The sequence below is a fragment of the Mesorhizobium sp. B2-3-11 genome (genome assembly GCF_006442215.1).
Lineage (GTDB): Bacteria > Pseudomonadota > Alphaproteobacteria > Rhizobiales > Rhizobiaceae > Mesorhizobium > Mesorhizobium salmacidum.
On sequence record NZ_VFVS01000008.1, the window covers coordinates 185,036 to 198,671 of the forward strand.

The window sequence follows — 13,636 nt, forward strand, 5'->3', positions numbered from 1 at the left end:
TCAGGTCTCCCGGAATTCGGTTCGTGCCAGGCCGTTGTCGAGATTGATTGTGGTGCGCAGCCGCATGCGCTCCGGTGTCGGGGCCATGATCAGCACCGCGTCGATCTCGATCTTGAGGCCGACGTTTTTGTCACCAAGCGTGACGTTGACGATCGTGGCGCTCTCCTTCAGGCGCGGCTCGAAGGTGGCAAGCACCGCGCGGATTTCGCGTGCCAGCCCATCGCGGTCGAAATCCCGCGACGAGCGGCCGGAAAAAGACGGCACGCCAAAATTGACCACGCTGCGGCGCACCTGCGGAAAGTCAGCGAGCGAGGGCAGTTCCTCCAGGGGCTGTTCGTGTTCGGCGTCCGAGAGCATCGGTACGGATTCGAAACGCTCGGTGTTGAACAGGGCCTCGATGTCGCGCCGCACGGCCTCTCTCAACACGCGTGCCGAAACGACCACGCCGCGGCCTTCGATCTCGGCGCGATGCTGGGCCTGGAAGACCAGGCGGTGCAGGCGCCGTTTCTGCTCGGATGTGAGTTCGGCGTCGGCATCGATGGCGCGCGCATTGCCGGCAAGAAGAGCCTCGACGCGCTCGGCGCCGAGCTCTTCCTCCAAGAGACGGCGCAGCCCATTGATCTCCGACGTCAGTCCTGGCAAGTCGTTGACGAGGCGGTCCCACAGGGACGGCTGAACCGCCTCGCGCCTTGCGCGCGAACTGCCGCCAAGCTGAGCCCTCGCGCCAGGCCGCTTGGTCTCACTTGCCGACATAGACGTCCATTTCGATCTCGTCGTCCTTGTCGTAGACGAACTTGATCTTTTTGTAGGCGAAGCTGACTTCTTCCTCGATAAGGTCCGCCTCATCGGCGGCCTGCCGCATATCGTACTCCATGATCGAGGCGTCGGTGAGCGTCACGACCAGATAGTCGCTGGTCTCGCCGTCAATGGTGCGGCGTGCCGAAAACACCACCTCGTCGAGCGCCTTGTTCTCGAATAGCGCCTTCTTCAAATAGGGCGACGACTTGTCGTAGTGCTTGAAGAATTTAATCATTCCCATCGACACGCGGCCGCGTCGCGAAAGCGAGTTGGGATCATAGGGCGCCATGATCTTGTAATCGACGCCATGCACTTCGATCTCATCTTCGTGGCCGTCGCGCTTGCTCGGGCCCTTGATGTCGGGAACCTTCAAAAAACCATCGATCTTCATGGAAGGAGCGTCACTTCTTTCTGTGGTCGGCATTGTCTTTCTCCACCGCTTTCAAACCAAACAAGATGACTTCGCTGCGTTTCAGCCCTTCACCGACGGCAGTTCCGACACCAACCGCAGGGAGGCGTTGATGCCTTCCAACTGGTAATGCGGACGCAGATAGAAACGGGCGTTGTAGTAACCGGGTCTGCCTTCGACGCTGTCGACCTGAACCTCGGCCGCGGCGAGCGGCCGCTTGGCCCGCGCCTTGTCGTCGGCGAAAGCTGGATTGGCCAGCACGTATCGGTTGATCCATTCGGTCAACCATGTCTCCATATCGGTGCGTTCCTTGAACGAGCCGATCTTGTCGCGCGCGATCGCCTTGAGGTAATGCGCGAAGCGCGAGACCGGGAAGAGGTAGGGCAGGTTGGCGCTCAGCCGTTCGTTTGCCTGGGCGTCGGGGTCGACCAGACGCCCAGCCCGCGTCTCGTCGTCCTGAAGTGAGTGCGCGCCTATGAAGGCTGCGAGGTCGGTGTTCTTGCGGTGCAAGATCGGCATCAGACCGAGCTTGGCCAGTTCCGCCTCGCGCCGGTCATCGATGGCGACCTCGGTCGGGCATTTCATCGCGATTGACCCGTCATCGGTCGGGAAAGCATGCACCGGCAGATTGAGCACCGTGCCACCATTCTCGACGCCGCGGATCTGCGTTCCCCAGCCATACAGCTTGTGGCTGCGGTTGATGTTGACGCCCATCGGGAAAGCGGCGTTCATCCAGACATATTTGTTATGGTCGCCGCCCACCTCTTCCTCGAAGGTGAAGCCCTTCACCGGAACGGTTTCCGAGCCGTAGGGCAGGCGTGCCAGCACCCGCGGCATGGTGAGCCCAATATAGCGGGCGTCCTCGCTCTCACGCAGCGACTGCCATGAGGCATAGGCCGGGTTGTTGACGATCATCTGCAGGTCTTGGGGGTTTGGCAGCTCCTGCCAAGTGTCCATGCGAAACAGCCGCGGCGAGGCGGCCGCGATGAACGGCGTGTGCGCCGAGGCACAGACACCCGAGATGTTGCGTAGCAGTCCGACATCGCGCGGGTGGTTGGAGAACTCGTAGGCGCCGATGATGCAGCCGATCGGCTCGCCGCCCAGCATCGAATACTCGTCGGTATAGACTTTCTTGAAGATCGGGCTCTGGTCCCACATCTGGCCTTCATAGTCTTCCAGCGTGTCGGCCAACTGCTCCTTGGAGATGTTCATCACCCGGATCTTGAGCTTGGTATCCGTCTCGGTGTTGTTGATGAGGTACCAAAGGCCTCGCCAGGTGCCTTCCATCTCCCGCACTTCCGGGGCGTGCAGGATCTCGTTAACCTGCGTCGTCAGCATCTTGTCGATGCCCGCAATCAGCGATTTGATCGACTTGATCGCGTTGGACGATATGGTCGTCGTCTCGGATCGCGACTGTGCGGCCAGCGCCAAGTTGCGCACCAACTGCTGGAGCTTCTCGGTGTCGTCCTTCCTGACCTTGAAATCCTTTTCAAGGAGCCCGCTGAATTCGCCCAGATCGATGGCTTCCGCCTCGGCGGTTGCGGCTGCGGTCTTTTGCTGTTCGGCCATGACTTATTCCTCGCCCTTGCCGTCAGAGATCCCCTGGCCGGCGATCTTGCTCAGCAGCGGCTCGTTGTTGAGAAGCTGCGCAATGCGCTTTTCAGCGTCGACGCGGCCATCCATGAAGCCCAGCAGTTCCTCGAGTTGGCGCCGCATCTTGAGGATCTCGGCCAGTTGCGGCACCTGCTCGGCGATCTTGTCGGGCGCGAAATCTCCCATTTTGGAGAAGGTGAGATCGATCGCCAATTCCTCGTCCCGCTCGGCCCCTTCCACTTGCGGCAACGTGTTCTTCACGCGCGCTTTTAGGCGCGGCCCCATCGCCTCCATGAATTTCGGGAAGCGATTGGCGTCGGTTTCGACGAAGTTGCGATCCAGGACCGACTTTGACGCTTCCTTGGTCTGCGAGGCGCCGGAAAGGTCGGCCATGACAGCCATGACGAACGGCAACTCGATCGTCGTCGGGCTGCCGTAGGTTTCGACGTCGTAGGCGATCTGCACTCGCGGCGCGCGGTTTCTTTCGATGACCTTGGCTTTGCTCTCTGCTGGCATGGTTGTTACCTTTCATCCTTCTGGACCGGCTTCTTGGGATCGGAAACACCGGCAAGCAGCCGGAATTCCTTCAGCCCCGACGGGGCGAGATCTTCCATCAGTTCCACGAAATCCATGTGCACCATCCGCCGCACGCGCCGGGCGAGGTGCGGGATCGGGCTGGACGGCTCGGTGCGGTCGTAGAATTCAACCACGAGATCGAGGCATTTGACGACCTCGTCACGCGAGTAGATCCGGTCAGGCAGGCCGGTGCTGGTTTGCGCAGAGCTTGCCACACTTGCCATCGTCTCGGCTCCATGTCCGTTTCGAGGGGGCGCCGATGCCGGTTGGGACGGCTGCGGGGCAGGCATTGCCGCACCGTTGGCCACGGCGGCAGCGCTGGAATTCCACTCCAGCGTCGTCAGTAAGCGCTGCAGGAACTTCTTCAAATCCGGAACGGCCGCGCCATTGCCGTCGATGTGGGCGTTGAGCGCGGTATCGACCGCATCCAGCGCCGAAATCGCAGCGCGCGCATCGCTCAAAAGGGTGGTGATGGCGTCCACGGCCTGATCGATCTGCGCCGCGCATGCGGTGCGCACCCGGTTCAGCATCTGGTTATGCGCGGCCGTTAGCGCCGCCTTTTCGGCGTTCCCCAGGCCGGAGGCAGCTTCCTGGAGCATGACGCGCTCGTCGAGCGCTGCCTGTTCCAGGTCTCGCCCGCTGATCGGCCCGATCGTGCGCGGTGAGAAGAAGACGGTCTGCCTGAGGTTCGCCAGCAGGCCTTCTTGCCCGTTCTGGAGGTCAAGCAGCGCGTTGATGCGTCGCAGCGCCGCGTCGCGAGGCGCGCCAGCCGGCCGTAAAGCCGGATGCATTGAATCCCAATACTGGTCGAGAGTCTTTGCGATCAGGGTCAGGCCCTGGGCGAGGCCGGCAAGCCTCTCTTCATTGGCCAGCGCGCGCGTGACGATGACCAGAAGGCGCAAATCCCGACCGCGTGAGCGCAATTCTTCCGCTTTTTGGAGGATGGCGGCCCAGTCGACCGAGCTGGCTGACTGCGAAGGCTTGCTGCCGCCGTCGTGCACGACCTTGAGCTGGGCTTCCGTCAGCCGCTCCAGCTCGTGAAAAGCCGGGTCGTTGCGCAAATCCGCTCCCGACGGATTCGCACCGTCCAGAGGATTCAGCCAGAGTGCGAGATCAATCACACGTACCCCCAGCGAGCGGCTCCGCGCCTCATATGTGACGCAACGTTATCATCGGTCCCATGCCACGACAATTGAGCACATGCTCGAAAACCAACAGAAGCTGAATGCTCGGTTATCTTTCAACGAAACCCATGCGGCGATCGGCGGACCGGGTATGTGCAATGGCTCGCGTATTTCGGATTGCAGTTCGGGTTCTTTGCAGGAGTTTGCTAGGCTTGTGTAACCACAAGGTGCCGCGCGGACAGGTCAGAAGGACCGTCTCCTCACACGGCTTTGTCAAGCAGCTGCTTCTGTGGCAGGGTAGGGTCAGCAGATTTCGGGGGCAGGTTCAAATGGAACAGCGCCGGTCGTCGCAGAGTTTCAAGCGCAAGGAACTTGTTGCGAAGCTCAATCCCACGGGGGTGCGCGCCTTCAAGGCCGCCGCGGACACGGCCAAGTTGCGCGGCAACCCGTATGTCGAGCTCGTCCATTTCGTCCAGCAATTGGTGCTGTCCGAGCGCTCGGATGTACAGATGATCGTCGCTGATGCCGGGCTGGATGTCAGCCGGCTGACGGCGGATATGACCCGTGCCGTCGACAAGCTGCCCTACGGCGCGACCTCGGTGGAGGAATTCTCCGATCACATTTTCCACGCCATACAGGAAGGCTGGAACCTGGCCACACTGGAATTCGGGGTCGAGGAGGTGCGCAGCGCGCATATTCTTCTCGCCTGCCTGAAGACACCGGTGCTGGAGGGGCTGGTTTCGAAGATCAGCGCCGAATTCGACAAGATCAATGCTGATGGGGTCATTGCGCGGTTCGCCGATGTCATTGAAAGCTCGCTCGAATCCGGCTCACCGCCCGCGACAGCTGCCGCCGAAACACCGATGAAACGCGGCCCGGGCCGTGACTCGGCGCTCGCCAAATACGCCACCGACCTCACTCAGCGCGCCCGTGATGGCAAGATCGATCCGGTCGTCGGCCGCGATGCGGAGATCCGTCAGATCGTCGACATCTTGATGCGGCGCCGGCAGAACAACCCGATCCTGACAGGCGAGGCGGGTGTCGGCAAGACGGCGGTCGTCGAGGGCTTTGCCTTGCGCATTGCCCAGGGCGACGTGCCGCCGCCGCTTCAGAATGTCAGCGTGCACATGCTCGATGTCGGCCTGATGCAGGCGGGCGCCAGCGTCAAGGGCGAGTTCGAAAAGCGGCTGAAGGCTGTCATCGACGAGGTCCAGGTCTCAGAGACACCGATCATCCTGTTCATCGACGAGGCGCATACACTGATCGGCGCGGGTGGCGCGGCGGGAACCGGCGATGCAGCCAATCTCTTGAAGCCTGCTCTCGCGCGCGGCGAGCTCCGCACCATCGCCGCCACGACGTGGGCCGAATACAAGCAGCACATCGAGAAGGATCCGGCGCTGACCCGTCGGTTCCAGGTGGTCAAGATCGACGAACCTTCCGAATCGGTGGCCGTGCTGATGTTGCGTGGTGTCGCCGGCGTTCTTGAGCAGCACCATCAGGTGCAAATCCTGGACGAGGCGATCGAGGCCTCGGTTTCCCTTTCGCACCGCTACATCCCGGCCAGGCAGCTGCCCGACAAGGCGGTCAGCCTGCTCGACACCGCCTGCGCCCGCGTTGCCATCTCTCAGCACGCGACGCCTGCCGAGGTCGAGGACATCCTGCGCCGTCGCCAGGCACTCGAAGTCGAGAAAGGCATCATTTGCCGCGAGGCGGCGATCGGCATCGAAGTGACGGACCGACAGGCTCGCGTGGAGGCCGGGTTGGCGGAAACCGAGACCACGCTTGCGGCAGCGCAAGCACGCTGGGATCGCGAAAAGGCGCTTGTGGCCGCGATTCTTGACCTTCGTGCCAAACTCCGTGGCAAGGGTATGCCCCTTGACCCGGAGGAGGGGGAGGAAGCCACGGCCGAAGCTCTCGAGGTCCCAGGTGGCGAGGCGCGCAAGACAAAGGCGCTTGCCGCCCAGGAGCCTGCTCCAGCGCGCGATTCCGCAGCTGATCTGGCACGATTGCGCGAACTGACGGCCGAACTTGCCGCCGCGCAGGGCGAGACGCCGTTGATGCTGCCGTCGGTCGACCGCAATGCCGTGGCCGCCGTCGTCCAGGACTGGACCGGCATTCCGACCGGACGCATGCTATCCAGCCAGACTGAGAAGGCGCTCAAGCTGGCCGCCACTTTATCCGAGCGCGTCGTGGGTCAGGACCATGCGATGGAAATGATTGCGCGACGCGTGCAGACCAGCCGCGCCGGCCTTGGCGCGCCGGAAAAGCCGGTCGGCGTGTTCCTGCTTTGCGGCCCCTCCGGCGTCGGCAAGACCGAAACAGCCTTGGCGCTGGCCGAGACGCTCTATGGCGGAGAGCAGAACCTGATTTCGATCAACATGTCCGAATTCCAGGAGGCGCACACGGTCTCGACGCTGAAGGGCGCGCCACCCGGTTATGTTGGCTTTGGCAAGGGCGGCATCCTGACCGAAGCCGTGCGGCGCAAGCCCTATTCGGTGATCCTGCTCGATGAGGTAGAGAAGGCGCATCCGGACGTGCACGAGATCTTCTTCCAGGTCTTCGACAAGGGCATGATGGACGATAGCGAGGGCCGCCGGATCGACTTCAAGAACACGCTGATCCTGCTCACCTCGAATGTCGGGTCCGAGGTCATCATGGATCGCACGAGGAACGGCACCTTGCGTATAGGCCTCGACGATCTGGACACCGGCTTGCGCGGTCCTCTGCTGAAAGTATTTCCTGCCGCTTTTCTCGGGCGCGTGGTGACAATCCCCTACTACCCGCTCTCGGACGAAATGATCGAGGCGATCGCAACACACCAGTTCGCCAAGATCGCGCGGCGTCTCAAAGCAACCAATGAAGCCGAGTTGGTGATCGGCGAGGGTGTCTTGGATATGATCAAAGCGCGCTGCACCGAGATCGAATCCGGCGGGCGCATGATCGACGCCATCCTCACCAACACGCTGCTGCCGGAACTCAGCCGCGGCGTGCTCAATCGCGCGCTCGAGGGCAAGAAGATGACGAAAGTCATCGTCGGGGCCTCGGCGAAAGGATTTACCTACTCTTTCGAATAGAGCCCGATCAGGATTCGCCGTCACGCGTTCGCGCCCACGATCTGGGTCACACGTGCAGCTGGCTGCCCCGTCGTTTCATCGATGCTGACGCGATCCATCCGCTTGTTCGGCCGCGAGGAGGCGACAGGGATTACCAGCCTGATCGCCGGCGTAGCGATGGCATATGAGAGTGACGAGCAGCGAACCGCGCAGGGCGCTCCTGTCGTCGATGGCCTGTGGTCAGAGTGCCGCCGGCGCGAGAGCGCAAATGCGACACGCGTTTCGCCGCCGTCTTCACTCCTGCCTTTGGCAAATCCAGGGATTTGCAGGACGACTGGAGCCCCATAGCGCCTGGACAGCGCCAACATCATGGCCACTATCCCTGGCAGCACGAACAGAATTCCGGCCGCCCTCGGGTCATATAAATCGCCATTGCTGAGTCTCTGGACGGGCAGCAGCGTGAAGTGGTTGAGCGTAACAGGACCATGTCTCGCCGATCCAGCGGAGCCACGAGCCGCCAATGAAGGCGGCGTTCACGACAGCAGCTTTGCGGCTTCCCCGTGCTTGGAAAGTAGCTTCACAGCCGTTCTATCGAACGACACAAAGGTCTCGCCGCCCAACCAAGTGCCTTCATAGGCCATGATACCATTCGCGAAATCGCCCCCTGCGTCCAGCAACGCAAGCCCGGCCTCAACAGCGGGTCGATTCATGACGACGTTTCCGGTATCGAGCAATGCGCGGATTGCGGTCGCGCAGACCGGATGTTCGAAGCCATAGACCCGGCGCAGCACCCACACCAATTCGCACAGGCACGGCAGGCAAACGGCGATCAGCGACGCCTCTTCAGCACCTTGTCTGCTGCGGCGGCTTGCTTTAGATCGTCGCGGACGACGCTCCGGACCAGCACGTTGGTGTCGACGGTGACTTTCACTCCTCGCCCGCCCAACCGGCGGCGGCGGCCTCGTTCATGTCCTCGATCGTGGCGACGTTTTTCGTCTTGCCGGCGAGCAGTCCAAGGAAGCTGTCAATCGTGCCGGTCGGCCGCGCCGCCCGCACCCGCAATTCGCCGCCGGGAAGCTTCTCAAAATCGACCCGTTCTCCCGGCTTGATGCCGAGATGTTGCAGCAAGTCCCGCTTGAGCGTGACTTGGCCCTGAGTGGGCAATTTCCAGAACCCGGACTTGACAGGCAAGCACCCCAGATACGTGCCGCCAAGAGGCGAGGAGTAAAGACAGATGAGGGGGACCTGAGGATGGCGAAATCTTGCCGTCGCCGCGGCAAGGGCCGCGCTGGCCAGATTGATACGGCCCTGACGCAGCCTTGGAGCAAGATCCTGCAGAAGGGTCGCGGGACACAATCGAGCGCGAACTCGACCGGACAGAGGTCAGGGATGGCTCCGATTGGGCAGAGCGCTCCCGAAGATGTCTGCAAAGACAGGTAGTGGAAGCGGCGGAGTTGCCCAAGCGAGGCTCGCCCTGACGGGTTTCCAGAACCTGGCCTAGGCAGGAAACACGTCGCGCGATCCTGATGGACCTCGCACGCGGCCATCCGGCTCGCGTCGCCTGGCGCCGCGACCTGTTCAGGCGGCCCCGGCTGCTGAAGTACGACCCGCGCGGGCCGCTTGCCGGGCGGCGGCGAGGCCGCCCGGGAAGCCGGTGCGATCGCTGTAATCGCGCGGTTTGACGTGGCCGCGAGAATGGCGTGTGGTTACGCCTTGCGCGCCGACGAGGTCGAGCAATGCCACGCCGGCGACTATGGCGAGTGCAAGGCCCACATTGCCGCGCTTCGGATTTTCATGCCGAAACGCGGGCAATAGCGTTGCGATGTCCAGTACATCACCCGCTACCCGGCTCCACATCCCCGCCGGCTTGTCCACCGAAAGCGAGAGTATGCCGCTGCTGATTTCGCGAGTCCCATAAGCCCGGATCAGGCTTTCCTTCCCACTCATACCGAGCGCGCCGGCAACCCTGTCTGCCGCTACGAGTTCGAAGACGCCCAGCGCTATACTGAGCCAGCCTAGCTTGCGCGCGAGACTGTCGGCCGCGCCGATCACGCTCGGGCCGATCTTCAGCACTTTGGGATCGCCAGGCGATCTGCTGATGTTGGTGAGTTTTGCAACCAAGTTCATGACGTTTTTCCTACGGTTTCAGTACCACCTTGATGCAACTGTCCTGCTTGTTGCGGAACACCCGGTACATGTCGGGCCCCTGGTCGAGCCCCACGGTGTGGGTAATGACGAAAGACGGGTCGATTTGACCCTCCTCGATGCGGCGCAGCAGATCGTCCGTCCAGCGGTTCACATGCGTCTGTCCCATGCGGAAGGTGAGCCCCTTGTTCATTGCCTGCCCCATCGGAATTTTGTCCAGCAGACCGCTATAGACACCCGGGATCGAGATCACGCCGGCCGGCCGGCAGACGTAGATCATTTCGCGCAGAACGTGCGGCCGGTCGTTTTCACTCAGCACCATCTGCTTTGCGCGGTCGTAAACGGTGTCCGGCTGGGCGAGCGAAACGTGGCTTTCCATGCCGATGCAGTCGATGCACTTCTCCGGACCCTTGCCGCTGGTGAGCTCGTTCAGCCGTTCGACGACACTCTCCTCAGCGAAGTTGACGGGTATGGCGCCGCCTGCCGCGGCCATCGAAAGCCGTTCCGGCAGGTAATCTATGGCTACGACCTGCCCCGCACCGAGCAGAAGCGCGCTGCGGATCGCCATCTGCCCGACAGGGCCGCAGCCCCACACGGCAACCGTATCGGTGGGCTCTATGTCGCACTGGGCAGCTGCCTGCCATCCCGTGGGGAGGATATCCCCGAGGAAAAGCGCCTGCTCGTCGGTCAGAGTGTCGGGCACCTTGATGTGCGTCGTGTCGGCAAAGGGCACCCGCACATACTCGGCCTGTCCGCCGGGATAGCCGCCGGTCAGATGGGTGTAGCCGAACAATCCCGCCGTCGCGTGCCCGAACACCTTCTCGGCAAGGTTCTTCTTGCGATTCGTGCGTTCGCAAACGGAGAAATTCTGCCGCTTGCACTGGTCGCACTGACCGCAAATGATGGTGAAGGGTACGACGATGCGGTCCCCCTTTTTGAGAGCGCCGTTGACCCCCGAGCCTATCTCGACGACTTCTCCCATCATCTCGTGACCCATGATGTCGCCGGGCAGCATGGCCGGCACAAAGTTGTGGTACAGATGGAGATCGGAGCCGCAGATCGCACAACTCGTCACCTTGACGATCGCGTCGCGTTCATCCTCAATCTCGGGATCGGAAACCTCGTCGCAGCGTATGTCTTCCTTGCCGTGCCAGACCAACGCTCGCATAGGTCGCTCCTCTATTCGCCAGGTCCTTATGGCGGGCTCACGCCTCTCCGAAGCGAGCCGCTGCAGTTCGGTTGGTCGACTGTGCCCGCTGCCGTCCAACCTCGACGGTCGTTCTATGTTCCGGGACAAGGACGAATCTTTCGCTTGTGCCGGCCGGAGACCGGCGCCTGCGCCAAATCATCGCCTAATGTTCCCGTTGGGCCGCTTGCAGTCAGCTGGCAGGCTCATGGCGGCTTTAGACTGCGGTGGCGAAGCCTGGGATAATAATCTGGATTTCCATCGGGGAGCCCAGCTTCGGCCCGACCATGATCGATTCAATTGTCCAGAAGCAGCTTCAGGGTGTGATCCTGCGGGAGTGGAGGGTTTAAAGTTCAACAAAAGCGTTCCCGGCACACCTGACCTCCCGACGCCAAGGATGCCTAAAGTCGCGCGTTAACGGTCCCGTTTTCGAATAGGGAGGCTCGGGGGCTGGCCTGAAACAAAAGTATGGCCGTTACTCTATTTCATTAAGCCGGCAGCGCGAAGAGCGTCTTCGATAATCTGACCAGGGCCGGCGTCCGAGCCGCTCGGCGGCTGGAACGGCGGGTGCGCGACCGCCAAAGGGGAGTGTCGCGCCGATCTCGTCGATGGATGGGCGTCTGGCGACTGGCCCTCAGTGCCGGCTAGTCCCCAAAACCGGGAGATAAGCGAAGTGGATGATATGCCGGTGTCGATCATAAAAGATCCGCCGTCACTCAAGCCGTCTGCCGAGTCCACAGGTGTCCCGTGCGCCATACCTGGGATGAGGTAGGATTCGACGACTTCCTGATTCGTAGCATCCCTCCAAACGTCGCGGCGATAGCCCTGCCGCTCCGCGGTGTCGGCTTGAGCTTCACTTTGTCCATGAAGTGCAAGCCATTGCCGGACGAGTTGGTCGGAATTGACGGGACTGACCGTCGTGTCGGCGCTTCCATGCCAGACGGAGAGCTTCGGCCACGGTCCGGAGTGACCGGACGCCTGCTTGACTGCCGACGCCAACTGCTTCGCGGTTGGGCCGCCATGACCTCGCATACGGTCGAATGCCTGCGGCAAGGTAGTGGCGCTGCCATAGGGTAGACCAGCTATGATGGCCCCGCCCGCAAAGACTTCCGGATAAGTGGCCAGCATCGCGGCGGCCATTGCCCCCCCAGCGGAAAGTCCGGTGACGAAGATCCCAGTCCGGTCCACATCGTTTGCGATGACTACGGCCTCTATCATTTGCCGGATCGAAAGTGCCTCACCCGAGCCTCTTCGGGTGTCGTCTGGGGCGAACCAGTTGAAACAAAGATTGGCATTGTTGCTACGCTGCTGTTCTGGATAGAGCACGGCAAAGCCCTTGCGATCTGCCATCCTCGACCAGCCCGTGCCGCGGTCATAGGACACAGCCGACTGCGTGCAGCCATGGAGAGCAACGACCAGAGGTGCATCCGCTGCGAGGTCCTTGGGGCGGTATGTCCAGCCCCGCAACCGTCCTGGGTTGGACCCGAACGCCTGAAGTTCGGAAAATCGATCCCTTCCGACGTCACCGGCCACGACCGAGTTGCTTTGCTTTCGCCGAGCAGCCAAGCGTGCGACGGTATCGGCGAGACTTCTCATGTCGGCATCCTTTTGCGTGAAATCCAAAGCAGATCAAATACCGGAACGCCGCCTTTCCAAGTTGGTTGCTGCGCTGCAGCATAAATACCTGCCTATGCGAACAGGGTTTCTCCTGCGCATCCATTCTGGCGAACACACCTCGCCTTGGGGCCGGAGCGGGCGCGGTAATGACGGCACATTCAGGTCATGTGCAACCATCCTCGGCTCGCCGCATGCGAAGAGAGCGGTCCGGGCGGCCGGTGACCTTGTCCTCTGAGGTCCTGCGAACGGATCGCGGCTACTACTCTGCCAACGAGAAGATGCATCCCTATCCGGCGAGGCAGCGCGACTATCGGATTTCCTCGCGCTTCGACCAGTCGCTGCCGGTCCTGGTGTCGGCCCGGGCGCCATCCCAATCGAGGATCAGCTGGGTGCGGAACCCGTCATACTTGATCGCGTGGATCCAGTCGTCGCCCGATCAAGAGCACGGCGGAACAAACGACAATCGGCCCTCGCCGGCATGCTGAGAGCCGCTTCCGTTCCGTTAGCGCGCGCTGAAATACTTCGGGAACCTTCCGCACGGTCCGCTGTTCGTCGGCAAGGAGGTCCATGAAGTGCGAAACCTGACGGCAGAGCAGTCGCGAGCAGCAAGAGCGCTATTGAACTGGTCGCGAGTGCGGCTTGGCGCCAAGTGCAATCTTAGCGAAGCGACGATCAGCGAATTTGAAAACGGGGTAAGGAAACCGCATCCCCGCACTGTCGCCGCCTTGCTCCTGGCTTTCGAAGGAGCGGGAATTGTCTTTCCCGCCGAAGGGGGCCCATTACTAGCGCGCTCTGAAGGGCAGACTAGTCGCCGGACCGGCAATAGAACGTGGCGCCGCCGGCAGACAAATCGCGCGGCGGAATGAAGAAAACTCCACATATCGATGAGGGAAAAGTGAGGGTGAACTTTGGCATTTCCTAAAGGAAGGGACCGCCACGGAAGTGCTCATGCCGTCCGACAAACGTAAGCGAAGGTTCGCTTTTCGCCCTTGGTCTCCGTGACACGCACCCAGCTTTCCTCCTGGCGCCTGACAGGCTGGCCGATGTGTGCCCCTGCCGCTTTGAAGGGAAGCTGTGCGATGACCATGCTCGAAGACACAGCCGATCCGGCGGCCATGATCTCACCCGATACTGC

General features: G+C 61.8%; 11 protein-coding genes and 1 pseudogene. 2 read left to right on the top strand and 10 right to left on the bottom strand.

Annotated elements, in window-relative coordinates; translation table 11 throughout:
- The 5 genes from tssE to tssA form a co-directional block, all read right to left on the bottom strand.
- Complete coding sequence (gene tssE, locus FJ960_RS13740; RefSeq protein WP_140714592.1) at positions 1 to 753, bottom strand: type VI secretion system baseplate subunit TssE; 753 nt, start codon at positions 751 to 753, stop codon at positions 1 to 3.
- Positions 740 to 1,189, bottom strand: a complete 450-nt coding sequence (locus tag FJ960_RS13745; RefSeq protein ID WP_027143719.1) for an Hcp family type VI secretion system effector — start codon at positions 1,187 to 1,189, stop codon at positions 740 to 742. The genes tssE and FJ960_RS13745 overlap by 14 nt, the downstream gene beginning before the upstream one ends.
- A gap of 81 nt (positions 1,190 to 1,270) precedes the next feature.
- Entirely contained in the window at positions 1,271 to 2,776 is a 1,506-nt protein-coding gene (gene tssC / locus FJ960_RS13750; RefSeq protein ID WP_140714594.1) for a type VI secretion system contractile sheath large subunit, read from the bottom strand.
- A gap of 3 nt (positions 2,777 to 2,779) precedes the next feature.
- Positions 2,780 to 3,316 (bottom strand): type VI secretion system contractile sheath small subunit, encoded by a 537-nt coding sequence (tssB, locus tag FJ960_RS13755; RefSeq protein WP_140714596.1) that lies wholly within the window; start codon positions 3,314 to 3,316, stop codon positions 2,780 to 2,782.
- A gap of 5 nt (positions 3,317 to 3,321) precedes the next feature.
- Positions 3,322 to 4,497 (bottom strand): type VI secretion system protein TssA, encoded by a 1,176-nt coding sequence (tssA, locus tag FJ960_RS13760; RefSeq protein WP_140510049.1) that lies wholly within the window; start codon positions 4,495 to 4,497, stop codon positions 3,322 to 3,324.
- Between the two features lie 332 nt (positions 4,498 to 4,829).
- On the opposite strand from tssA, the gene tssH reads away from it, so the two are divergent.
- Positions 4,830 to 7,574, top strand: coding sequence for a type VI secretion system ATPase TssH (gene tssH / locus FJ960_RS13765; RefSeq protein ID WP_140714598.1), 2,745 nt, complete (start codon positions 4,830 to 4,832; stop codon positions 7,572 to 7,574).
- 512 nt (positions 7,575 to 8,086) lie between these two features.
- Here tssH and FJ960_RS13775 read toward each other — a convergent pair.
- From FJ960_RS13775 to FJ960_RS13795, 5 genes and pseudogenes are all read right to left on the bottom strand, one after another.
- Positions 8,087 to 8,484 (bottom strand): annotated as a pseudogene (locus FJ960_RS13775) (type II toxin-antitoxin system VapC family toxin).
- Positions 8,481 to 8,717, bottom strand: coding sequence for an AbrB/MazE/SpoVT family DNA-binding domain-containing protein (locus FJ960_RS13780; protein ID WP_140510100.1), 237 nt, complete (start codon positions 8,715 to 8,717; stop codon positions 8,481 to 8,483). Before FJ960_RS13780 ends, FJ960_RS13775 begins: the two are co-directional and overlap by 4 nt.
- A 414-nt stretch (positions 8,718 to 9,131) precedes the next feature.
- Positions 9,132 to 9,680, bottom strand: coding sequence for a hypothetical protein (locus tag FJ960_RS13785; protein ID WP_140510053.1), 549 nt, complete (start codon positions 9,678 to 9,680; stop codon positions 9,132 to 9,134).
- Positions 9,681 to 9,690: 10 nt separating this feature from the next.
- Positions 9,691 to 10,866 (bottom strand): zinc-dependent alcohol dehydrogenase, encoded by a 1,176-nt coding sequence (locus FJ960_RS13790; protein WP_140714600.1) that lies wholly within the window; start codon positions 10,864 to 10,866, stop codon positions 9,691 to 9,693.
- A 498-nt stretch (positions 10,867 to 11,364) separates the two neighbouring features.
- Entirely contained in the window at positions 11,365 to 12,480 is a 1,116-nt protein-coding gene (locus FJ960_RS13795; protein WP_140714673.1) for a PHB depolymerase family esterase, read from the bottom strand.
- A 593-nt stretch (positions 12,481 to 13,073) separates the two neighbouring features.
- On the opposite strand from FJ960_RS13795, the gene FJ960_RS13805 reads away from it, so the two are divergent.
- The gene (locus tag FJ960_RS13805; RefSeq protein ID WP_281405578.1) at positions 13,074 to 13,367 is read left to right on the top strand and encodes a helix-turn-helix transcriptional regulator; all 294 of its coding nucleotides are present in this window, start codon (positions 13,074 to 13,076) and stop codon (positions 13,365 to 13,367) included.
- The last annotated feature ends 269 nt before the right edge of the window (positions 13,368 to 13,636 follow it).